Source organism: Gammaproteobacteria bacterium (assembly GCA_033344735.1).
Lineage (GTDB): Bacteria > Pseudomonadota > Gammaproteobacteria > UBA4575 > UBA4575 > UBA1858.
In genome coordinates, this window is sequence record JAWPMW010000001.1 from 1667591 (window position 1) to 1691504 (window position 23914).

The following is a 23914-nucleotide window of genomic DNA, read 5'->3' on the forward strand; positions in this document are numbered from 1 at the left end:
TCATTCATACCGGCGTTTTTATTTGGGTAATATCATTTGCGCATTCCAAGAATTTTTACAACTCAAACTCTAGAGACCTCTACACAGATTACTCTGGAAGCTAAAGCAGTTAAACACATTAAGGATGTGTTACGCATGAGTATTGGTAACCAAATTATCCTGTTTAACGGAAATGGCAATGACTATCACTCAACAATCAGTGAGCTTTCAAAAAAACATGTTGGTGTAACCATTGATAGTAAATTCATTATTAATAATGAATCATCGTTGTTAATTCATTTACTCCAACCTTTATGCCGTTCTGAAAAAATGGATTGGTGCTTACAAAAAGCAACTGAACTAGGTGTAGGCAAAATTACTCCCTTCATAAGCTCTAGAGTCAATATCAATATTACTGATAAGCGCTTAGAAAAGAAGATGGATCATTGGCATTCGGTCATTCAAAGCGCCTGCGAACAATCGGGTCGCGCTTCGCTTCCAATTATTTATGAGCCTATTGACTTTGATATAGCTATAAATAATTCACATCAAGAAGACATTAAATTAATCGCTTCACCTATGGCAAATGAAAATATTTTTTCCTCAACACAAGCTCGCGTTAACACATGCATTTGTGCAATTGGTCCTGAAGGTGGATTTGACAAGAACGAAATTACTCAAGCCCAGAAGGAAGGTTTCACTCCGATTCAAATGGGACCAAGAATTTTACGTTTAGAAACAGCAGTAATTTCAGCATTGACATTATGTCAATCACGCTGGGGGGATTTCAATTAAGCACTACGACTTATTTCAGGATGAAGCGACTCATCCATTGACCATACTGCACTCTGCAATGTAGAAAAGTCTGGCACATCTAATACTCGGCTACCAATTGAAATTGAGTGTGCGATCCAACCTTGATTATCCTCTACGTGCAAGTTACCCAAGGACTCTTCACTAAGAATAAGCGGCTTAGGAAATCCTCTACACTCAATAGCATAATGGTCATTCTCAAAGCCTTTTTGAAAAGATCTTATGACTACAATCTTTCTTTTTATAATTTCTTCTCTTTGAAAATTAGCATCAATTAAACCTTCAAAGCATACTAATGGAATCTTCCACTCATCCCACAAATACTCACCAAGCTTCCACTTAGCTCTGTTAGTTATTGCAGGCGAATAAAAATTATCCTTCCATGACAGTACATCAGCTACCATCGCTTTAGGCACCAGTATCTCTTTTTTCTGTAGGCGCAACAACAACACGCTTACACTACTATCATTTTTCACTTGATCAACTGTACTTATCATCAAAATCTTTCAATTCTCTCTAGCAGCTGTGCTTCGTTATATGGCTTACCAAGATAACAATTAACTCCTAATTCCATTGCTCGATTGCGATGTTTATCACCAGTACGTGATGTGATCATAATAATTGGAATATTCGCTAACCTTTCTTCTTTGCGCATCTGTGCTGCTAATTCATAGCCATCCATGCGCGGCATTTCTATATCTAATAGCACTACATCTGGCACTATCTTTTGCATTTTCTGCAAAGCATCGACCCCATCTTTTGCAGTCACTACTTTGTAATTATTTCTTTCTAAAAAACGCGTGGTAACTTTACGGATAGTAATAGAATCATCTACAACCATCACTGTCGCCTCTTCATCTGAATCTTTTTCTGGAACTTCCGAAACAACTACAGCATCGCTATTAGTCCGTGTCTGTATTAATCTTGCTATCCACGGAATATCTAGTATCAAAGCAACACTTCCGTCTCCCAGAATAGTTGCGCCAGAAATACCTTGAGATTGACTGAAGTGCGATGCTAGCGGTTTCACTACAATTTCCTTATTTCCATATGTAGCTTCCACATGAATCGCTAAACGATGCTCACCCATCCTTACTAAAATAACTGGGTGAGAGGCATTTTCATCTTCAAAATATAATGCACTACCTTGCAGAAGACTTGCCAAATGATGAAATGAATACTCGTGCCCAGCATAGGTATAGCTCGGTTCACTAGCACTAAATATTGTTTTCAACTCTGATACTGGCAATTGAATAACGCCTTCAACACCAGATAATGTCAGCGCATAAACCTCTTTGCCTGCTTTTAATAACAATGCATGACTGACTGCTAGAGTGAATGGAAGTCGCAAAATAAACTTAGCGCCTTTAGAAAGCTCTGAACGTGTTTCAATTCTTCCACCTAGGCGACGAATATCCTTATCCACAATGTCCATTCCAACACCACGGCCAGCAATCTTTGATACTGCACTTGCTGTGCTTAAACCTGGCTTGAAGATCAGCTGCAATATTTCTTCTTTAGTAAGGTGGGAATCAGACTTAATTAAGTTATTTTCTATTGCTTTTGCTTTAACTTTGACTGGATCGATACCTGCACCATCATCTTTGATGGTAATACTTATTTCAGATCCTTCACGCTCAAGATCAATTTTAATTTGCCCGCGACCTGGCTTATTATTTTTTACTCTATCCTCAGGTGTCTCAATGCCATGACCTACACTATTTCTTAAAATATGCTCAATAGAAGTAATCACTCCATTTAACACGCGCCGATCAACTTCAATATCTCCGCCTTGTATAATTAGATCAACTTCCTTATTAAGCTCATTAGATGTTTGTCTTATAATACGCTGCAATCTCTGCTCAACCGTATCGAAACGTATCATACGTGTATGCAATAGATTATCTTGAAGATTAGTGGTTACCACTTTTTGGTTGATAAGGACAGTTTCACCATCTTGCATATGATTCACAAACATCTCTTTAATGTTTCTTAAATCATCAACACTTTCTGCTAGTGAACGAGATAACTGCTGAATATCGGAATATCGGTCTAATTCTAGCGGATCAAAGTCTGGAAGATTTTCTTGATCATCAGCGTGCTTGAAAAGAATTTGCGCTTCCGTTTCCATTTCAAGCTTACGCAATTGTTCACGCAACCTACCAATGGTTTGTTCAAATTCAGATGTGTTAGCGGTAAACAAGTTGAATACTTGCTCCAAACGAGAACGCTGAATATTCACTTCGCCAGCATCATTAACTAAGGCGTCTAGTACATCAGCTGGCACTCTAACAATCTCATGCTTTTCTTGAGTTTTTGAAGTTTCTTCAGCATTTTCATCAATATTGATGAATTTTTTCAATGCTGGCTTCCGTTGCTCAACAGCATTTTCTTCAACATGATTAGAGTTATCATCCTCACTATTATCTTTTTGCAAATCTTTATCATTCAGCTCTAGCTCATCTGCTAATTGCTCAATAGTGCCTTGGCTAGAAATTTCACTTTCACCTGCAACTCGCTTGGTCTCTTGTTGCACACCACTTGTTAGCTGTAACTCAGCAATTAACGCATCATCCAAATAAATATCTTGTTCACGCTGCGCTGTTTCTATATTCGCATGTAGTGTATCTAGCACACGTTGAAGTATTGTAATTGAGCGTTCGGCATCAGAATTATTATCAGACAGGGCAAGCAACAAAGACTCGGTAACATGGCTAAGCTCACCAATAGTGGTAAAACCGGCCATTCTGGAACTACCTTTTAATGTATGGAATTGACGTTGCAACTCTGAAATTGCATCTCCATCATTATTATCAGCTTTAAATTTCAACAAAGATCCTTGGCATTCTGACAATACGTCCTCAGCCTCTTCAAAGAAAATTGCACACAACTCCTCATCTCTACCTGTGCTGCTATCCACCATAGAAGGTGATGATATGTTCTTCTGTGACTGAGAAAACTCTGACTTGGCATGCTCTTGGCTATGAATATCATCTTGCGCATATTTACTTAGTAATTCTTTATTGAAAATCTGTAGACGGTTGAGCAGCCCCGAGTCAAGATCAACAATTTGCTCAGACTTTTCAATTTTCCCAAGATCAGACTCAATTTGTTTTACGCATGACTGCACTAAAAGCGTTTGTTCATCCGTGAAGTCAATGTCATTCTTTATGGCAACAGAGATGATCTCTTCTAAAGGCTTGCATAAATCTGAGATATGTTGAACACCGGCAGTACGCGCACTACCACGCATTGTATGGACAGTTCTCAGTAATTCATCATCGATACGAATATCATTAGACTGTTGATTTTCTTCACCTACCGCATCACGCATTACTTTAATGTGCTGCGTCGCTTCTTCTGTGAATATTCCAGTTAGCTCATCTTGCAGTTTCTGACTAGACTCGAGCTCAACATCAGCTTGTAGATCATTAGTCTTATTCGGTATCACATGATCAACTTCTATCGAATCCGATGCCTTAACTTTAATTTCATCAATTAAACTTACAACATCTATATTATTAGCTTCTGTTGGGAATTTTAACTGCTCAACCAACAAAGGAATGCATTCTACCCCTTGTTGAAATAATGCTTGTTTTGAATCATCAATAGGCTCTTTTTTACCTAAACATTTATTACATAAGTTCTCATACTGCCATGACAATTCCGACAATAATTCAGCACCAACAAAACGACCACTACCTTTAAGAGTATGGTAACCACGGCGCATATTGGCAAAACTATCCCAATCTTTTTGCCCTGCCTTCCAAGCGTTCCAGTGATTCTTTATCTCAACAACTACTTGTTCAGCTTCTTCTATAAATGTTTCTACCAATAAAGGATCGGCTTCACCAGTCAATACAGCAAACCTTGATTTGACATTTTCACTTTGCGTATCAGTAGTTTTTTCTTGTCTATCTTGTCCGTTTAATTCTGCTGCACTTTCTTGGCCTTGAACGGCAAGTAAATCATCACTCGATAATGCTTGATCAAAAGCGATTTTCTTCAAATCATCGTCTTCAGTGTCTACAAGCTCATCTGTGAAATCATTCAGATCTGGAAGCTCATCGATTTCTTCTTGTTTATCTATTTGTTCTTCTGAACCCTGGACAGGTACATCCATATTAAGCTCTAGCTCAGAATGACTAGCCATCATGGTAGCATCGAAATCAATGTCTACATTTGCATCATTATCTACATTATTCGCTTCTTGATTAGCAGCAACCTCCATCTCAAATTCTGATTTAGAATTTTCCTGCTGGCTTATTCTCTTCAAGGCAACTTCACAATGCTCAAGTATCTGTTCAGCATAAGGTACACGAGACTCCAATTGTTCGAAGTAACATTGTAACCCCACCAAACAATCAGCTAGATCTTTAAGCGCATCATTTTCTTCACTTATATCTCTTTCAAAGCTTTCTGATGCAATGTAAGTCGCAATACCCTCAATTAGTTCTATAGGGCTAGCCAGATCAATCACGCTAATTACGCCACTAATTTCTTTTATATTTTGTACGCAACGATCAACTTTATCTTTATCATAAGAAATATGAACAACATCTGTTAACATTTCTTTAGTCTGCTCTATGCGCAACAAAACCTCAGAAATAGTTACGCTAAATGCAGCCTTGTGTTCATTATCGTAATAATTTGCATCGAATCTTAAGTTATTATCTTTTTTACTATCTGCTGATTCTTGGAAATTGATGCGATATTCAATAAAATTATTAATGCATGTCTCAATTTCTAAGACAACTTCTGACACACCCAGCAGTATCAGCTCAACATCAGCTTGATCTCCAGATTTTAATAATTCAACTTCATTAATCTGATGTTCAGCCTTACTTCTATACTCTTCAATCCCAATCATAGACAAGGTATCGCTGATTCTTTGTAGACCGGAATATAGACGATCAATATGTTTTTGCTCTTCAAGATTGCTATGTATAAACAATTCAATACAATCTTTTGCACTCGCCACATCTTCCAAAAGTGCTTTCGAGACCGTAATAAGCACTTCACTTGATGGCGCACTTAACTGCTGCCTAATTTCAGCCATATCGTGCTGTTGTGGTACCTGCTCATTTAAACGATACGACTCTTTAACCTGATTTACTATACGACCGCGATCATCTGAGATAGCAATATAGTAAAGAATATTTTTAATAATGCTTTCATCGAAACTATTGGCAAATTCATCTTCACCAACTTCAATTAATAATTTTATTTGTTTATCAAGCTTGTTAAATAATGAGGCAATACTTGCGTTAAATGGCAACGCATTGATAGCGACAGATTGCGATAATGCACTCGCCAACCACCATATTTTTTGACCAGCCACAGATTTACTAGCGCGTTGTAACCTTATAGATAATTTACATAATTGTGCAGCAGCTGTTGCAACGTCTTTCCCACTCACACAGGCCAATAAAGTTTTTTGGAAATTTGTTCTGATGACTCTCAACCAATTACCATCAACAACTTCTGTATTTTGAAGCATCGCTTGTGGAACTGTTACACCATCAACATTAGGAAAGAACAATACATTCTCAGATAGTAGTGCTGCATCTCTTGATGCACGTAAATCATTTAACAATGGCATTAACACAAGCGGTACATCTTTATTGCCAGCCTCAACGTGTCCAAGATACTCACTCAAACGCATAATTGCTCTTGAAACCACGTCCTGCGATTCTTCAACTCGCGCTGCGGTGCCATCAACCAGCATACGAATGACTTTAACAGTCTCATCTGCAAGTAACACTCCACCATGAATCTGCATGATCTGTAATGTATTTGATGCTGTATTCAAATACTTAATTGAGCGCTTAAGCTCAGTTAAGTTAGAATTATCTTCTACATATGCCTCAATAGATTGGCTTGCTTCTGAAATCAAGCTATCTACCTCTACCTTAGTAGCTGTAATTGCTCTTTGTTCCAGTGCCTGTAAAACTCTACGCATACCTATCCTTGTAAAATTTCTTTTTATTACAATTTACGATGCCATCTGCTGCTGAGAATCCGCATCACTTATTTCATGACGAATCACTTCTGTTGACTCACTTTGTGGAAGCTTAAATCCTGCTACCGATTTCTTAAGGCCATTAGATAAAACTGTTAATTCACTTACAGATGTAGCTGTTTTAGTTGCACTACTTGAAGTTTGCACAGTGATATCCTGAATTACATTCATAGTTGCTGTGACATTTGTAGATGCTTGCGACTGCCTTGTTGCCGCTGTAGAAATGTTCTGAATCAATCCGCTCAAATTAGCAGATACAGTTTCAATTTCTGTTAATGCCTCACCCGCATCCTCTGCTAGGCGAGCACCATTTACCACGTTAGCTGTACTTTGCTCCATTGAATCAACTGCTTCGTTAATATCACTTTGAATTGTTTTCACTAATGCTTCAATTTGCTTAGTTGCATTACCTGCACGTTCCGCTAATCTTTGCACTTCATCTGCAACCACAGCAAATCCGCGACCAGCTTCACCAGCGCTTGATGCTTGGATAGCTGCATTCAATGCCAGAATATTAGTTTGATCGGCAATCTCATCAATCAAACTCACCATGTTTCCAATTTCTTGCGAGCTTTCACCTAACCTTTTAATACGTTTTGAAGTTTCTTGTATCTGTTCACGAATAGTATCCATACCATCAATAGTTCGACTCACTGTTTGCGCACCCTTATGCGCAATGTCTACTGACTTTTGAGCAACTTCCGCAGAAGTGTTGGCATTTTTTGATACATGCTGAATTGAAGTTGCCATTTCTGTAATCGCCGATGTTGCGTTAGCAATTTCCCGCGATTGGATTTGGCTAGAATCTGTCAACTGCCGCGTAATGTCTTGGGTAGAAACAGCAGCATGGGATACTTGAACAGCTGTTCTATTAATTGTCGTCACAAGATTACGCAATGCATCAATTGAATAGTTAACTGAGTCAGCGATTGCACCGGTGATATCCTCAGTCACGGTTGTATGTACCGTAAGATCACCTTCAGCCAAGTTAGTCATCTCATCAAGCAATAATAAAATTGCCTGTTGATTCCGTTTGTTCTGTTCGTCGATTGCATGTAGTTGTTTCTTAACACGCGTACTCCAACGCCAACTGAAGCTCACTAGCAATGCCATAATCGAAACGCCAATAAGAAATGTTACTGCTGCTATCATTGGCTGTTGTGTTTCAACAAATAATGAAGGCATCAATACTGCCAAACTTAAAACTGCCAATGCACACACCACACCTACAGACAGAGCAATCAACATATAAAATGTCTTTCGATCTTTTCTATCCATAGCATTGTGTGAAATTATTTTAGGTACTGCCATCCTTAACCTCCAAACCGCCTACAAATGTAGACATGCTTCCGTTCTTAATTAATCTTTATTTGTGCAATTAAATTTACCTGGCTTATCTTGATTTAATTACTTCGCCCATTTTTATTATTATCTTCTCAACCTGAAACTTAGAACTTAATTGTAATTTTTTTGCGCTTCTGTAAAACGTTTATCATTGATCATTTTATTAAAATCACATATACCAAAATACACATCATTTTCTTTGTATATCCCGGACAAGTAATTCACCAGCCCACTATCCCAATGTTCTGGGTAACTATTTTCAAACTCACTTTGCTGGAGATTCATTAAACCTACAGCATGGTCAACCACAAACCCCAAAAAATTTGATCCGACTTTATTAGCAACAATTCTTCGCTTACCAATTTTCTTAATTGGATCCGAGTTAAATAGAAAATTTTTCAAATCTATCAATGTCAGCAATTGCCCCCTACAACTTGCTATACCTATTAACCACGAACGTGAAATTGGAATACGAGAATAATTAATCTGCGAGATAATTTCCGTTGTATCGTTCAATGGAAGCAATAGATCATATCGTCCCACTCTAAAATGTAACGTCTTCATCACTGAAGCGCTGTTTGCCAACACAGAACCTGACTCAGATGAGAATCTTTGATCTAGCTCACTTAAGTAATTAAACGCAGTCATAATTAATTGCTATTAGACGAGATGGTGTTGAACCGACTCCAGCAACGATTTTCCGTCAACTGGTTTAGTTATGTAAGCTTTAGCACCTTGTCTAGACGCCCAAACTTGGTCTGTTTGATCGCTCTTAGTACTCACCATGAGCACAGGAATATCAGCCGTTTCTGGTGATTTAGTTAAGAAGCGTGTTGCTTGAAATCCATTCATACCTGGCATTACAACATCCATTAAGATTAAGTCTGGATGTTCTGCTTTTGCCATTTCAATTCCTTGCTCAGCAGTCTCCGCAAGACTGATGTGGTATCCGTTCTCAGATAAAACACTTTTAAGAAAATGTCTTTCTGTTGGTGAGTCATCAACAATTAAAATATGCGCCATAATTTAATCTCGTTAGTATCTATTTATACTTATTCATTCGTTTCTTGATTGCTTGCATGGCGATTAACTGCTTGAAGCAAGTCGTCTCGAGTAAATGGTTTGGTTAAGTATTCTTCCGACCCGACAATTCGTCCTCTCGCTTTATCGAAAATGCTGTCTTTACTTGTAAGCATGATCACAGGAGTATCTCTAAATTGACGATTATTTTTAATTAATGTGCATGTTTGATAGCCGTCTAATCTTGGCATCATAATATCTACAAATATGATGTCAGGCTTATTAACAGCAATAAGCGCTAGCGCTTCAAAGCCATCTTGTGCAGTTAACACTTCACAACCTTCTTTACTCAGTAGTGTTTCAGCAGATTTCCTAATAGTTTTACTATCATCAATAATCATCACCTTAAGTGACGATAAATTTGCCGTGTTTGACTGCTCCAAGTCAGACAGTGAACTGTTTTCTATGTTTTGTGCTCCCAATTTCATTCTCCAGAGCTGTTATCCTGCAGCTCAAATCGTTTATATTTAATCAGCCAAATAACTGACTACGATGCAAATGAAGATATGTTTTATCTCTTTATATTCACACGGTACTGAACCGGACGTATTCAAGGTAGTCCTAGAACAAACTAAGCCGATATAACGGCAAATATGCCAGATAGAGGATCAAGGTATGACCGTAAAAATTGCAGTAATCATGGATCCGATTGAGTCAATCCATACCTACAAAGACAGCACATTTGCGATGCTACTAGAAGCTCAGCGCAGATCTTGGAGTATCCACTACATTCGCCCCAACAGCTTATACGTTCTGGATGGAAGGCCATTTGCACAGGTTGCTTCGCTTTCTGTTCATGATATGCCCCAGAATTGGCATCAACGGTCTGACTTCTGCGATATGTCATTATGTGATTTTAACGTCATCCTAATGCGCAAAGATCCACCATTTGATATGGAATACATCTACACCACCTATGTGCTAGAACTAGCCCAGAAATCAGGTGTATGCGTCGTCAACGACCCTATTTCATTACGCAGTATGAATGAGAAATTCTCTATTGTTAATTTTCCAAATTGTTGCGCTCCAACACTTGTGACACGTGATCGAGATAGAATTAACAATTTCATTAATGAACATGCCGACGTGGTAGTAAAACCCATGGACGCCATGGGAGGAGAGTCAATATTTAGGATTTCACCTCATGATAGTAATAAAAACTCAATTATCGACCAGATCACTGACAAAGGGGCCAACACCATTATGGCGCAACGATTCATTCCCGAAATCAGCAAAGGCGATAAACGTATTCTACTAATTAACGGCGAGCCCATTCCTTATGCTTTAGCAAGAGTACCAGCTGAAGGTGAATTCCGCGGCAACCTTGCTGCAGGTGGATCAGGACATGGGGTACCGTTAAGCGATAAAGACCGGCAGATTTGCACAGAAATTAAAACAACTTTGGTAGATAATGGAATATTATTCGCTGGTGTGGATGTTATTGGTTCATATTTAACAGAAATAAATATTACTAGTCCTACTTGTATTAGAGAACTTGACGCACAGTACGATCTAAACATTAGTGGTAGATTGTTTGACCATATTGAGACATTAATAAAATCATGATTTTTTACTAAACCTTGTAATTTTATCTGCACTCCAAATGACAGCCACCATTGCCGCCCCAAAAGTATCTTCAAGCGATAGAATTAGTTTTACACTATTGTTTGCAATTGCTTTGCACGCATTAATAATTTTAGGCTTGGGCTTTGAGTTAATTAAAAATCACTCCTCACCTCCTTCTACCATTGAGGTTATTCTGACTAAAACACAGAATGTTGATGCTCCCGAAGATGCCAAGGTGATCGCAGAACACAATCAAGTACAGAGTGGTAGCGTCGATTTCGATGCACGACCGACCTCTCCTTCAGTGACTAAAAAAGCACTACAAGGTAATGACCAAACTAGCAGTACCGAAATGACAAAAAATACTACACGTGCTGCAGAAAACGAACTGATGCTGCATCAAAATGACCCTGATGGCGAAAAATTTTCCCGTCGTATAACCAATCAAGAAAACTCCAAAATTGATCAAAAACAGCTGCGCAAAAATCAGCAAAATGTCGCACAGCTGGTATCTGAATTAAGTCGAGAAAAACAGCTATATGCAAAACGTCCTCGCATCAATCATATTGACACCTTAAGTGCAAAATCTGCAATAGAAGCAAAGTACATTAAAGACTGGGTTCAAAAGGTTGAAATCATCGGCAATATTAACTACCCAAGCCAAGCAAAACAGAAAAAACTATCTGGCACTTTGATTTTAAGTGTACTTGTAAATCATGATGGCTCGGTAATATCTTCAACTGTGCAACAGAAATCTGGAGAAAAATTATTAGATGACGCAGCTATTAAAGTAGTTAAACTAGCCTCTCCATACAAACAGTTCCCTGTCGAGATGCGAGAACAGTACGAACAATTAATGATTACCCGTACATGGGTTTACCACAGCAACAACATATTAAGCACCCAATAACACGTGTCGGATCCATCCACATCTTTACGCTCGCAAATTCTTATAGCGATGCCGACCCTATACGATCCTAGTTTTTCTAAAACTATTACTTTAATTTGTGAACATAGCGCTAAAGAGGGGGCAATGGGCATAGTTCTCAACCAGCCAACATCCCTAGATATTCATGAATTAATGGAAGCTAAAAAAACTAAACAAAAAGATAATTCGCTACATTCTATAAAAATTCATTCTGGTGGGCCGGTAGATACTAACCATGGCTTCATTCTGCATGACTGCGAAACCAATGACGATCTTAGTATACAAATAGCACCTCGATTATTCCTCTCTTCATCGACAGGCATTATAGAAAAAATTGCTCAAGGTGAAGGACCGGACAATCAAATAATTGCATTAGGCTACGCAAGCTGGTCTCCTGGTCAGCTAGAGACTGAGATCACTGCTAACTCATGGTTAACGACTGACTATGAACACAAACTAGTATTCGAAACCCCTGCCAATATACAGTGGATTGAAGCAGGCAAGCGATTAGGTATAGATCTAAATCTATTAACCACTCAGGCCGGACATGCTTGAAAATACTGCACAACACCAAGTTTACATAGCATTTGATTTTGGTGAACGTCGCACAGGAATTGCTGTAGGACAAAGTATTACAGGTATTGCTAGACCATTAGCAACTATTACAAGCATCAACAAGCAACCAAATTGGGCACTTATAGAAGATTTAATAAAACAATGGCAGCCAACCCAATTAATTGTCGGAATACCCGACGACATTGAAAAAAATAAAGCTTTGCGTAAAAAAATAAACCTCTTTTGCTCTGATCTAGCGACCAAATTTGGTCTCCCTGTTTTTACCCATGATGAAACCCTTACTTCAGATGAGGCCTATTTGCACTTAAAAAACAAAAGACGTAACAGCAAAGGCAAAATAGATAAACAGGATATTGACCAAATTGCGGCAGCAATTTTGTTGGAATCATGGATGAGTGTTAATCTACCTAAATGAACCTAAATGTTGATGAATTAATTAGCCACCTAACCAGCCAGACTCAGGAATTAGTCACAAATCTGGATACAGATCAGCCATTAATTGTTGGTATTCACACTGGAGGTATATGGATTGCTGAGCATTTACACAAGTCACTTAATTTGGAAAAACCCATGGGCATCTTAGATATCTCATTTTATCGAGATGATTTCAGTCGATTAGGCCTTAACCCAGAAGTTAAGCCATCTAAAATCCCTCTGGATATTACTGACGAGCATATCATTCTGGTGGACGATGTTTTACATACGGGGCGAACGGTACGCGCGGCACTAAATGAATTATTTGATTACGGGAGACCGGCTAGCGTACATCTAGCCGTACTAATTGATCGCGGTGGGCGTGAATTACCCATTGATGCGCGAGTGGCTGGTAAAAGAATTGACCTACCCCCTCACCAGCATGTAAAACTAACCGGACCCAAGCCACTAAAGCTTGAGACCATCACAGCGACTTAAACAAAGCCAGAATAACGGATGCAACACTTTCTAACAACTGAATCGCTAAACCAAGATCAGTTGACTAATATTTTAGATACCGCTGAATCCTTTACTAATGTGGATGGTGGAACCGTTAAAAAAGTCCCTCTGCTCAGAGGAAAAACTATAGTTAACTTATTCTTTGAGGCCAGTACCCGCACCCGCACTACTTTTGAGTTAGCAGCAAAAAGATTGTCTGCCGACGTTTTAAATATAAATATCAATTCATCTGCCACCGTCAAAGGTGAGAGCTTGCTGGATACATTACGCAACCTAGAAGCCATGCATGTTGATATGTTTATTATTCGCCACCAAGATAGTGGTGCCGCTGAATTCTTATCTCGACATATCTCCCCCCATATTAGCGTCATCAATGCAGGTGATGGGCGACATGCTCACCCTACACAAGCAATGTTGGATATGTATACAATTCGCAAAATCAAAGGTGGATTTGAAAATCTTAAAGTCGCCATCGTTGGCGACTTACTTCATTCTCGTGTTGCACGCTCACAAATTCACGCTTTACGCACATTGGGCGCAAAAGAAATTCGTGTAATAGCACCTCGCACTCTACTACCTGCCCGCATTGAAAGTTTAGGTGTAAAAGTATTCCACAAAATTGAATCTGGCTTAAAAGATGTCGACGTTATCGTTATGCTTCGTTTGCAAAAAGAACGTATGCAGGGAGCCTTGCTGCCCAGCGAACATGAATATTTCCACTTATTTGGCTTGACTAAAGAGCGTGTCGCACTTGCAGCAAAGGACGCTATCGTTATGCACCCAGGGCCAATTAATCGAGGAGTAGAAATTAGCTCTGAAGTGGCCGATGGTTCGCAGTCAGTCATATTAGAACAGGTTTCTTACAGTATCGCGGTGCGCATGGCAATCATGTCAATGTTGGCAGGAAGCCAGTCATGAAAATAGAAATCAATAACGCTCACATTGTTGATCCAGCAAATGCTATCAATAAAGTTGCTAACTTATATATTCATAATAAGACTATCGCTGCTATAGGAGATAAACCTAAAGATTGGCAAGCAGACGAAATCATTGACGCTAAAGATCGTTATTTATTCCCGGGACTTATTGACATAGCAACTCGGCTAAGAGAGCCTGGGCAAGAACATAAAGCGACTATTGCAAGCGAGACTTATGCAGCAGTCAGTGGCGGTATTACCTCCGTAGTGTGCTTACCAGATACAGAGCCAGCCATTAACTCACCCGCTGAAGTTGAGCTGATACAACAACGCACAAATGCAACCGGTCATTGCCATGTATATGTCATTGGCGCATTAACTTCACAACTGAAAGGTTCCATGCTGAGTGAAATGGCTGCACTCAAAGAAGCAGGAGTTGTTGGTGTCAGTAATGTACTGCATCCAATGGCGAACAATTTAGTGTTACGCCGTGCAATGGAATATGCATCAAGCCAAGACCTAACATTATTTTACCACCCTATGGATCACGATTTAGCTACAAATGGTTGTATCCATGAAGGCATGTCAGCCACTAGAATGGGGCTTACTGGTATCCCCACAGCTGCAGAAACTGCTGCGGTGGGCTCTTGCTTAGCACTTATTGAGCAAACCGGAGTACGAGTACATTTCTGCCGACTATCAACTCAACGTTCCTTGCAAATGTTAGAACGAGCTAAATTTGACGGCGCACCCATTAGCGCTGACATTAGTGCACATCAATTATTTTTAAGTGATATGGACATTGTAGATTTCGATGGAAACTACCATATGTTGCCCCCACTCAGAGGTAAGACAGATGTCGCAGGTTTAAGACGTAAATTACACAGCGAAATTCTTGTTGGTTTATGCTCGGATCATCAGCCTCACGAACATGACGCAAAACTAGCACCATTTGCATCTACCGAACCTGGTATCTCAGCATTAGAAACCCTGTTGCCGCTGACACTGCAGTTAGTCAAAGATGAAGTTGCTAGCTTAGTAGATGTAATTTCACTGCTAACGAATAAGCCTGCCAAGTTACTTAACATCAATGCAGGCAGTTTAACTCCAGGGCATAAAGCTGATTTATGCATCTGTGACCCCGCAATTGAATGGAAGCTCAATCCACAAACCATGCACAGTCAAGGTAAAAACACTCCATTCTTAAATAAGACGTTCAAAGGTAAAGTCACTCATACCTTCGTCGATGGCAAACTTGTTTTTAAAACTCAATCATGATCAACAGCCCTTCTATATATGCTGAAAATGCGCGCGTGCTAGAGCATGAAACACTGCCTGAAGGACAATACTTGTTACGCTTGCACACCCCAGAATGTGCTAAAACTGTCCAACCTGGCAACTTCATTCACTTGAGTTGCAGCCGTGAAAAATATAGCTTGAAACGCCCATTTTCAGTGTTGCGCAGCTCTAAAGATGAAGGTTGGATTGAAATCTTATATAAAGTTGTTGGATCGGGCACCGAACAATTAAGCAAAATAAAACCAGAAGATAATTTACATTGTATGGGGCCTATCGGTAACACATTTGCAGTTTCTAAAGATACCAAACAGCCTTTATTACTTGGAGGAGGAGTTGGTATCCCACCAATTTTATTTTTCGCAGAACAACTGAAGAAGAATCATATTACACCAATGGTGATTATGGGCTCAGAGATACCGTTTCCTTTCAAAGTACAACCTTCAAAAATTTTAATAGACTCATTACCCAGTGAAGCAATTGCTTCTATGACGTTGCTAGAGGATCTCAGCATTCCTTCTCGACTAACTAGCAAACAAAATTACCCTGGGTGCTTTGAAGGATATATCCATGAACTTGCGCTAATTTGGTTACAAGGTTTATCGGAACAAGAACGAGAAGGTATTGAAATATTTGCATGTGGGCCTAGCGTTATGCTTGAAGCAGTTGCCAAACTAAGCCAACAGTTTTCACTCCCCTGTCAACTATCTCTAGAAGAATTTATGGCTTGTGCAGTTGGGGGGTGCGCAGGATGCACTGTAGAAATCACTAATGACGCCGGTCAACGTCAGATGAAACGTGTCTGTGTTGATGGACCAATATTTGATGCTAACGCAGTTTATCCGTTATAGCTTTTTAGATGGCTTATCATCACTGAACATAGATTTAACCGAATCAAAGAAATCATCATCGTCATCATCTTCGATGGCATCTTTATTTAAATCAATATCTAAGCTCACATCTGAAAACGACTTTAATTCTTCTTGCCCTTCTTCATTCAACTGCAGCTCGCTTAAGTCAGGCACTGATTCAGAAGGATTAACACTTTTATCATCAGCAAGACTATCTGAGTTCAGCACTAAGTCCGCATGGCTATCATGCTCACCAACACTCTTAACACCGCCACCAAAGTTGATTTGCCATTCTAGATTACTACGAGAATCTGCGAAGTTAAGCGCATCATCCATAGTGATCTTTTCAGACTTAAATAACTCATGCAAACACTGATCAAAGGTTTGCATGCCTACAGCCGCACCTTTCTCCATAATTTCTTTAATGCCACCAAACTCCCCTTTGCGCACCAGCTCAGATATATAAGGCGTATTTAGCAACACCTCTACTGCGGGTATACGTCCACCATCAGTAGATGGGATAAGACGCTGAGAAATAATACTTGCTAAGTTCAGCGACAGATCCATTAGAATCTGATTTCTCGCATCAGTAGGGAAAAAATTAATAATACGATCTAACGCTTGGTTAGCATTTACAGCGTGTAATGTAGTTAAACACAAGTGGCCTGTATCTGCATATGACATAGCCGCTTCCATGGTTGCACGATCACGAACCTCCCCAATCATAATTACATCTGGGGCTTCACGCATAGCTTCACGCAAAGCATTATCATACGACAAGGTATCCAAACCCACTTCACGCTGCCCAATAATTGATTTCTTATGGGTAAATATATACTCAATAGGATCTTCAATGGTAAGAATATGACCACTTTGTTGATGGTTTCGATGCTCTATCATTGAAGCTAAAGAGGTAGACTTACCAGAACCAGTTGACCCTACTACTAAAATCAAACCATTTTGTTTCATCACCAGACTGCGTAAAACTTCAGGAAGGCCTAACTTTTCGAGCGAAGGAATCTCATGTTTGATATAGCGAATCACCAGCGACACTTCCCCACGCTGGTAATAAATATTAACCCGATATCGACCGCCGCCCATTATTGAAATACCTAGGTTCATTTCCTTGGTTAGTTCAAATTCTTTGATTTGTTGATCGCTCATGATTTCATATGCAATCTTCTTGGCTGCACCAGGCTGCAATGGCGTTTTAGAAATTCGCTGTGTTACCCCATTTAATTTCATACCAACAGGCGCACCTGTAGTGAAAAATAAATCTGATGCGGCTTTTTCCGCCATGAGTTTCAAATATGGGTTAACTGTCATGATTTAAATCACTTTATTTATTTTTAACTAACCGACCAAACCTGATTCTTGAGCATCTTCTTCAACAGTCAACTCTTCTAAACCATCTAGTAAATCCGTCGCTTTTGATTTCTTACCCTCTAACTTCAATCGTAGACGCAAATCGTTAACTGAATCTGCATTGCGCAAGCCATCTTCAACAGTAATTAAATCCTCTTCAATTAAGTCAAATAGATGCTGATCAAATGTCTGCATACCCAGCTCTCTAGATTTAGCTATCAATGCCTTCATCTTAGGAACATCGCCTTTAAAAATAAGATCAGCCATCAACGGCGAGTTGATTAAGATTTCAATAGCTGGGACACGTCCCTCAGAATCTTTAATCGGTAATAATCGTTGTGACACAATTGCTTTGAGGTTTAATGAGAGATCCATCAACAATTGAGCACGTCTTTCTTCCGGGAAGAAGTTAATTATTCTATCTAATGCTTGGTTAGTGCTATTAGCGTGCAATGTCGCTAAACATAAGTGACCAGTTTCTGCGAATGAAACCGCGTATTCCATCGTTTCGCGATCTCGTATCTCACCAATTAAGATTACATCAGGTGCCTGCCGCAAAGTATTTTTTAGTGCAATCTCAAATGTTTCAGTATCAACACCAACCTCACGTTGAGTGACAATACAGTTCCGATGTTTATGTACAAACTCTATAGGGTCTTCGATAGTTACAATATGTCCCTGGCTATGTTCATTACGATAGCCTAACATTGAGGCTAGCGAGGTTGATTTACCACAACCCGTACCGCCTACAAATATCACCAAACCATTTTTGGTCATGGAAATATCCTTAATGATATTTGGCAATCTCAACTCTTCTATTCCTGGTATTTCTGCGTTAATTACCCGCAACACCATGCCAGAACTATTTCTTTGCATAAATGCATTGACACGAAAGCGTGAAATATTGGGTAAGCTTATTGCGAAGTTACATTCTTGCGTTTCTTCATATTCACGGATTTGCCGATCATTCATGATCGAACGTACTAAGACTTGAGCATGTGATGCAGTGAGAGGCTGATTAGTTATGGGTGTCATCTTTCCATCAAGTTTCATTGATGGTGGCGCTCCGACTGTTATAAATAAATCAGACCCACCTTTTTGCAGCATATTTTGCAGCAGGTCATGCATAAATGTTATGGCCTTATCTCTATCCATTATCTCTACACTAATCTTATATTATATTAAAAATCATCTTTATTAGCAGCACGACGCCGCGCTTCTTCTTTACTGATCAAACCTTTTGCTTGTATCTCTTTTAAGCATTGATCAAGTGTTTGCATTCCAGCATTTTGGCTCGTCTGTATTGATGAATACATTTGCGCAACTTTATCTTCACGAATTAAATTTCGAATTGCTGGGGAACCCAGCATAATTTCATGCGCGGCGATTCGCCCACCGCCTATCTTTCTACATAGCGTTTGAGATATCACAGCGCGTAATGACTCCGAGAGCATTGAACGCACCATATCCTTTTCAGTCGCTGGAAATACATCAACAATTCTATCGATTGTCTTAGCTGCAGAACTAGTGTGCAATGTTCCAAATACTAAGTGGCCTGTTTCAGCTGCAGTTAATGCAAGACGAATTGTTTCCAGGTCGCGCAGCTCGCCCACTAAAATAGTGTCAGGGTCTTCACGCAATGCAGATCTTAATGCTTCATTAAATCCTAATGTGTCACGGTGAACTTCACGCTGATTAAGAAGACTCTTCTTGCTTTCATGTATAAATTCGATGGGATCTTCGATAGTAAGAATATGGCCGTATTCATTTTCATTTTTATGATTAATCATTGCGGCCAAGGTTGTTGACTTGCCAGAGCCGGTTGGGCCAGTCACCAATACCAAACCACGTGGGTATGTAGATACGTCTGCAAATATCCTCGGACAATCTAGCTCTTCAAGAGTTAGGATATTAGTTGGAATAGTTCTAAATACTGCTCCTGCTCCACGACTCTGATTAAAGGCGTTAACACGGAATCGAGCTAAACCAGGAATCTCAAATGAGAAATCTGTTTCTAAAAACTCTTCATAATCTTTACGTTGCTTATCATTCATGATGTCATACACCATTGAATGAACCTGCTTATGCTCCATCACAGGAACGTTTATTCTTCGCACATCTCCGTCGACACGAATCATCGGCGGAACACCAGCGGAAAGATGCAGATCTGAGGCTCCATTCTTTACAGAGAAAGCCAACAGTTGTGATATATCCACTTAGACTCCTTTCAGGTTACGCTATACAATCCGGTGTACATTATGATTTTGGTAGCACCTCAAATGCTGGAAATTTTAGGCACAGCCAATCTATAGATGACTACTATATAACGTCACTCGGACGATTCGCGTAATTAGGCGCTAGTATGCGACAAGCAAACGCATTGTAACGATAAACAGAGCCACTACAGTAGGCATAACGCACTGTTGTACATTGATCTAGCATTTGTTAATCACAATAAATTTCTTGCAACTAAACCATGACAACACAAAATCTAGCCAGCAATCTCAATGCAGTAAGGCAACAGATTCGAGATTCAGAGAGTCTTTATCATCGTAACGAAGGTGAAGTATGTTTAATTGCCGCAAGCAAAACACGAAGCGCAGAAGAAATTTTTGAACTAGCTGCAAATGGACAACTTCATTTTGGTGAGAACTATGTGCAAGAAGCTGTCGATAAGATAACAGAAATTACCGATATTGGGCTTATTTGGCATTTCATCGGTCCTATCCAGAAGAATAAAACCAAATTAATCGCGCAAAATTTTAGCTGGGTACACAGCATAGACAGAGAATCAGTTGCTGTTCGCCTTAATAATCAGCGACCATCGACACTGCCAGCTCTGAATGTATGCTTGCAAATTAATATCGATAACGAAATAAGTAAATCCGGCATTTTCCCTGAAGACCTATTACCATTAGCTAGGTCAGTAGAGGCACTACCTAATTTAAACTTGCGCGGTCTGATGGCTATCCCTAGTGCAACCAAAAATTTTGAGCAACAATCTATCGCATTCAAAAAAATGGCTGATTTACTGAAAGACCTAAAAGAGCAAAAGTTAGATGTAGACACGCTGTCAATGGGGATGAGCAACGATTACCAGGCTGCCATCGCCTGTGGCTCCACTATGGTCCGCATAGGTACATCTATATTTGGCCCACGCAACTACTCATGAAACAATACCGCTATGACTAATACACATTATCCATCAATTTTAATGGTAGGCGCAGGCAATATGGGTAGCAGTATTGCAGCTGGTTTAATCGCGCGGAACTGGCCAGCAAATCAAGTAACTTTTTGTGATCTTGATTCTGATAGACATCGTTTTCTGAAAGAGAAATTCCCAGATAGCCATATTATTAGCGACCCTTCTGAATTAACATCGACACCCAAAGTTGTCTTGCTAGCAGTAAAACCTGATGATATGTCATCTCTCTGCCAACAGCTGTCTACTGCTAATCTACCTACCAACACTCTATTTATTTCAATTGCTGCAGGTGTCCCTATAAATGCATTTCAAAATTGGCTTGGCGCTAAAGCGTCCATAGTCCGATGTATGCCCAATACACCAGCAGCTATTGGATTAGGTATGACTGGATTATATTGCTCGCAAAAAATTGCTCCCCCTGATAGAGAATTAGCCGATCAAATTTTAAGCTCTATTGGTAAGACATTGTGGGTGGATAAAGAATGCATGCTAGATGCCGTTACTGCCTTATCAGGCAGTGGCCCCGCATATCTTTTTTACTTCATGGAATGCCTACAGGAAAGTGGAATGTCATTAGGATTAAATTCTCAAGACAGTTATTTGCTTACATTACAAACTATGCTTGGTGCAGCACAGCTGGCCCAGCAGCAGGACATTGAATTTAAAACTCTGCGCGCCAATGTCACATCCAAGGGTGGGACCACCGAAAAAGCCATAAATTGCTTTATCGATAAAGACATGAAAAACACAGTAGATAGCGCGCTAAAAGCGGCAGCTGAGAGAGCTGGCGAAATTAGTCAAACTTTCAATAAGGAATAATCAATGCACGCAGCAAACAATGTACTCATATTCTTGATTCATACATTATTTACCTTATATATAGGTGCAGTAGTACTCCGTGTAATCTTATCTGCCACACGTGCAGATTTTTATAATCCGATATCTCAGTTCTTAGTGACCATCACGAATCCAGTGTTGGTGCCACTTAGAAAAATCTTGCCTAGTATCGGCCCTATCGATACCGCAAGCTGGGTGATGATATTTGGATTAAAAGCTTTAGAATTATTTTTACTAATGCTTATAAGAGGAATACAACCAGGCATTGGCGTTTTAATCGTCAACACCATACTCCAAGTTATAATTTTGATCGTATCTATATTTTTATACGCAGTGATAATTAGAGCAATTCTAAGTTGGTTCGCAGGCATGAATATGGGTCACAATCCAATATTATCTATATTAAATTCGATTACAGAGCCAATATTAGCTCCTGCACGCAAAGTTATTCCTCCCATAGGCATGTTTGATCTATCAGCCATGGCTGTTATTTTATTTCTTTATTCGGTACTGATTGCTTTGCGTTCAATTTAATTTCTCATTAACAGCTATTAAATCTACAAGCTTGCATATATATCTTAATAGAGCACATTAAGTATCTTATTTTGGCTTATAGATTTCTTTTAAAACCTCATACTAGGTATAACTGAAAAATAAATTCGCGCTATTCAATTTTTCTACAATTTCAGGAAATGCTTAAATAGCAGGATAAAATTGGCATTCTCTAAATCCTTGTGTACAATTCAGCAACGCACAATAATTATAAATTTAGTCGTTAAGAGATAACTACAATTTGATGGTATATAGCAATATGCCGTCTCACTTTACGTACTTATAAACTCACATTAGAGGAATATTTAATGGCCGTTAAAAAGAAAGCCGCAGCAGTAAAAAAACCACCTACCAAGTCTGAAATCTTAAACTCCGTCGCAGAAGAAACTGAATTGACTAGAAAGCAAGTTGCATCAGTATTTACTGCATTAGAAGGTCTTATTGCTAAGGAATTAAAACCTAGAGGCTCTGGTTTATTTAATATGGTTGGTCTATGTAAGATCAAGGTTGTTAAGAAGCCTGCCACTAAAGCTCGTAAAGGCATCAACCCTTTCACTGGTGAAGAGACTGTATTTAAAGCAAAACCTGCTCGCAAAGCAGTCAAAGTACTACCTCTTAAAGGCTTAAAAGATATGGTATAAAACCAGATTCAAGTCTAATAGCTTAAGCCGCAAGCGATTTATTACTTCACTTGCGGCTATGCTTATATAAAAACTGTCTATTCCTTGATATTTAGTTTTTCTAGTACTTGATGCTTTACTCGAATAAAATCAGCATGAGAAAGATATAGCCAGTCAGCTATTTTTCGAATGTGATACTCCTCGTACTTATCCAATACTCCATCCGCATAAGCGACACTCCATAACCCTTTCAACAAGCCAAGTTTGGCCTGGGCATCTAACTCTTCATTAATGAGTCTTATAAATGGATGCGAAGATGAGTATTCATCATGTTCCTGTAACGCATATTGTAAAACTTTATCGGCTTCATTCGAGCTGAGCGAAAACTGCTGGGTCAACACATTACCAATTATTTTTTGCTCATCTTTAGATATTTCAAAATCAGCACGACTCACCTCTATAAGTAGAATAGCTGCAGCTAATTCAGTCGTATGCTGCTCACTATCACTTTGAACACCAATATTTAGTGTTGATTCCAACCACTGATTAATTTTATTTAACATCTTATTATTTCATAGGGCATGACATTAATGTTAGATCTTACGGCATTTCACTTTAGATAATTCTTATATCACTATTTCAGTTAACTTGCCTGAGCGAGGATTAATTGATCATGCTATGCTTGAATTAATTTAAGTTATAGTCACAATATACAATATAATTAAGCACATGCAATCAGATAATAAACCTGGAAAAGAACAGCGCACTCTACTTGTAATGAGGAAAGTTTTATCTGCAATTATCCGTGAAACGACCCCAAATCCTGGAATGAAACACGTATTATCAGAGAACACCCGCGAAGATATTCGCATGTGTTTTGCACTAATCACTAGCAGAGAACATGAACTTGCTGAACAATCAGGCATGGAGATAAAAGAAAGGCCAAGATACGCAGATGAACCAAAGCAATCTTCTGTCATTTCTATTGATGCATTAAAAAAATCTAATACTCCATCTGAGTCAGACTAAG

Annotated in this window: 22 protein-coding genes and 2 pseudogenes; 14 read left to right on the top strand and 10 right to left on the bottom strand. The window is 39.2% G+C overall.

Annotated features, from left to right (window positions below; genetic code table 11):
- Positions 1-36: 36 nt before the first annotated feature.
- Positions 37-774 (top strand): 16S rRNA (uracil(1498)-N(3))-methyltransferase, encoded by a 738-nt coding sequence (locus R8G33_08570; GenBank protein ID MDW3095712.1) that lies wholly within the window; start codon positions 37-39, stop codon positions 772-774.
- Here R8G33_08570 and R8G33_08575 read toward each other — a convergent pair.
- The 6 genes and pseudogenes from R8G33_08575 to R8G33_08600 form a co-directional block, all read right to left on the bottom strand.
- Positions 771-1292: a hypothetical protein gene (locus tag R8G33_08575; GenBank protein MDW3095713.1), complete on the bottom strand. Its 522-nt coding sequence runs from the start codon at positions 1290-1292 to the stop codon at positions 771-773. The two genes, R8G33_08570 and R8G33_08575, sit on opposite strands and share 4 nt — an antisense overlap.
- A complete protein-coding gene (locus tag R8G33_08580) occupies positions 1289-6754 on the bottom strand; it encodes an Hpt domain-containing protein (protein ID MDW3095714.1) in 5466 nt (1821 codons plus the stop codon). The genes R8G33_08575 and R8G33_08580 overlap by 4 nt, the downstream gene beginning before the upstream one ends.
- A gap of 33 nt (positions 6755-6787) precedes the next feature.
- A pseudogene (locus R8G33_08585) lies at positions 6788-7858 on the bottom strand (methyl-accepting chemotaxis protein).
- A gap of 411 nt (positions 7859-8269) precedes the next feature.
- Positions 8270-8806 carry a chemotaxis protein CheW gene (locus R8G33_08590; protein MDW3095715.1) on the bottom strand — a complete coding sequence of 179 codons (537 nt, stop codon included), beginning with the start codon at positions 8804-8806 and terminating at the stop codon, positions 8270-8272.
- A 12-nt stretch (positions 8807-8818) separates the two neighbouring features.
- A complete protein-coding gene (locus tag R8G33_08595) occupies positions 8819-9181 on the bottom strand; it encodes a response regulator (GenBank protein MDW3095716.1) in 363 nt (120 codons plus the stop codon).
- Between the two features lie 29 nt (positions 9182-9210).
- Positions 9211-9579: a response regulator gene (locus R8G33_08600; GenBank protein ID MDW3095717.1), complete on the bottom strand. Its 369-nt coding sequence runs from the start codon at positions 9577-9579 to the stop codon at positions 9211-9213.
- 274 nt (positions 9580-9853) lie between these two features.
- Here R8G33_08600 and gshB point away from each other — a divergent pair, with 274 nt between their 5' ends.
- Genes gshB through R8G33_08640 form a run of 8 tightly spaced genes read left to right on the top strand, consistent with a single transcriptional unit; the run spans position 9854 to position 16305 of the window.
- On the top strand, positions 9854-10804 hold the full coding sequence (gene gshB / locus R8G33_08605) for a glutathione synthase (GenBank protein MDW3095718.1): 951 nt from the start codon (positions 9854-9856) through the stop codon (positions 10802-10804).
- A 37-nt stretch (positions 10805-10841) separates the two neighbouring features.
- A complete protein-coding gene (locus tag R8G33_08610; GenBank protein ID MDW3095719.1) occupies positions 10842-11714 on the top strand; it encodes an energy transducer TonB in 873 nt (290 codons plus the stop codon).
- Between the two features lie 3 nt (positions 11715-11717).
- On the top strand, positions 11718-12287 hold the full coding sequence (locus R8G33_08615) for a YqgE/AlgH family protein (protein ID MDW3095720.1): 570 nt from the start codon (positions 11718-11720) through the stop codon (positions 12285-12287).
- A complete protein-coding gene (gene ruvX / locus R8G33_08620) occupies positions 12280-12723 on the top strand; it encodes a Holliday junction resolvase RuvX (GenBank protein MDW3095721.1) in 444 nt (147 codons plus the stop codon). Before R8G33_08615 ends, ruvX begins: the two co-directional genes overlap by 8 nt.
- Positions 12720-13220, top strand: coding sequence for a bifunctional pyr operon transcriptional regulator/uracil phosphoribosyltransferase PyrR (gene pyrR, locus R8G33_08625; protein MDW3095722.1), 501 nt, complete (start codon positions 12720-12722; stop codon positions 13218-13220). Before ruvX ends, pyrR begins: the two co-directional genes overlap by 4 nt.
- Before the next feature lie 18 nt (positions 13221-13238).
- On the top strand, positions 13239-14159 hold the full coding sequence (locus tag R8G33_08630; GenBank protein ID MDW3095723.1) for an aspartate carbamoyltransferase catalytic subunit: 921 nt from the start codon (positions 13239-13241) through the stop codon (positions 14157-14159).
- Positions 14156-15436 (top strand): dihydroorotase, encoded by a 1281-nt coding sequence (locus tag R8G33_08635; GenBank protein MDW3095724.1) that lies wholly within the window; start codon positions 14156-14158, stop codon positions 15434-15436. The genes R8G33_08630 and R8G33_08635 overlap by 4 nt, the downstream gene beginning before the upstream one ends.
- Positions 15433-16305 carry a dihydroorotate dehydrogenase electron transfer subunit gene (locus tag R8G33_08640; protein ID MDW3095725.1) on the top strand — a complete coding sequence of 291 codons (873 nt, stop codon included), beginning with the start codon at positions 15433-15435 and terminating at the stop codon, positions 16303-16305. Before R8G33_08635 ends, R8G33_08640 begins: the two co-directional genes overlap by 4 nt.
- A 258-nt stretch (positions 16306-16563) precedes the next feature.
- On the opposite strand, the pseudogene R8G33_08645 reads toward R8G33_08640, so the two are convergent.
- From R8G33_08645 to R8G33_08655, 3 genes and pseudogenes are all read right to left on the bottom strand, one after another.
- A pseudogene (locus R8G33_08645) lies at positions 16564-17631 on the bottom strand (PilT/PilU family type 4a pilus ATPase).
- A 27-nt stretch (positions 17632-17658) separates the two neighbouring features.
- Positions 17659-18825, bottom strand: a complete 1167-nt coding sequence (locus tag R8G33_08650) for a PilT/PilU family type 4a pilus ATPase (protein MDW3095726.1) — start codon at positions 18823-18825, stop codon at positions 17659-17661.
- Between the two features lie 26 nt (positions 18826-18851).
- Positions 18852-19886, bottom strand: a complete 1035-nt coding sequence (locus R8G33_08655) for a type IV pilus twitching motility protein PilT (protein MDW3095727.1) — start codon at positions 19884-19886, stop codon at positions 18852-18854.
- A gap of 260 nt (positions 19887-20146) precedes the next feature.
- Here R8G33_08655 and R8G33_08660 point away from each other — a divergent pair, with 260 nt between their 5' ends.
- The 4 genes from R8G33_08660 (at position 20147) to R8G33_08675 (ending at position 22905) form a co-directional block, all read left to right on the top strand.
- A complete protein-coding gene (locus R8G33_08660) occupies positions 20147-20842 on the top strand; it encodes a YggS family pyridoxal phosphate-dependent enzyme (protein ID MDW3095728.1) in 696 nt (231 codons plus the stop codon).
- 12 nt (positions 20843-20854) lie between these two features.
- Complete coding sequence (proC, locus tag R8G33_08665; GenBank protein ID MDW3095729.1) at positions 20855-21694, top strand: pyrroline-5-carboxylate reductase; 840 nt, start codon at positions 20855-20857, stop codon at positions 21692-21694.
- A gap of 3 nt (positions 21695-21697) precedes the next feature.
- The gene (locus R8G33_08670; protein ID MDW3095730.1) at positions 21698-22246 is read left to right on the top strand and encodes a YggT family protein; all 549 of its coding nucleotides are present in this window, start codon (positions 21698-21700) and stop codon (positions 22244-22246) included.
- A 326-nt stretch (positions 22247-22572) separates the two neighbouring features.
- Positions 22573-22905: an HU family DNA-binding protein gene (locus R8G33_08675; GenBank protein MDW3095731.1), complete on the top strand. Its 333-nt coding sequence runs from the start codon at positions 22573-22575 to the stop codon at positions 22903-22905.
- A 77-nt stretch (positions 22906-22982) separates the two neighbouring features.
- On the opposite strand, the gene R8G33_08680 is transcribed toward R8G33_08675, so the two are convergent.
- Entirely contained in the window at positions 22983-23447 is a 465-nt protein-coding gene (locus R8G33_08680) for a TerB family tellurite resistance protein (GenBank protein ID MDW3095732.1), read from the bottom strand.
- 166 nt (positions 23448-23613) lie between these two features.
- Between R8G33_08680 and R8G33_08685 the strand changes: the two genes are divergently transcribed.
- Positions 23614-23913 (top strand): segregation and condensation protein A, encoded by a 300-nt coding sequence (locus tag R8G33_08685; GenBank protein ID MDW3095733.1) that lies wholly within the window; start codon positions 23614-23616, stop codon positions 23911-23913.
- Position 23914 lies beyond the last annotated feature (1 nt).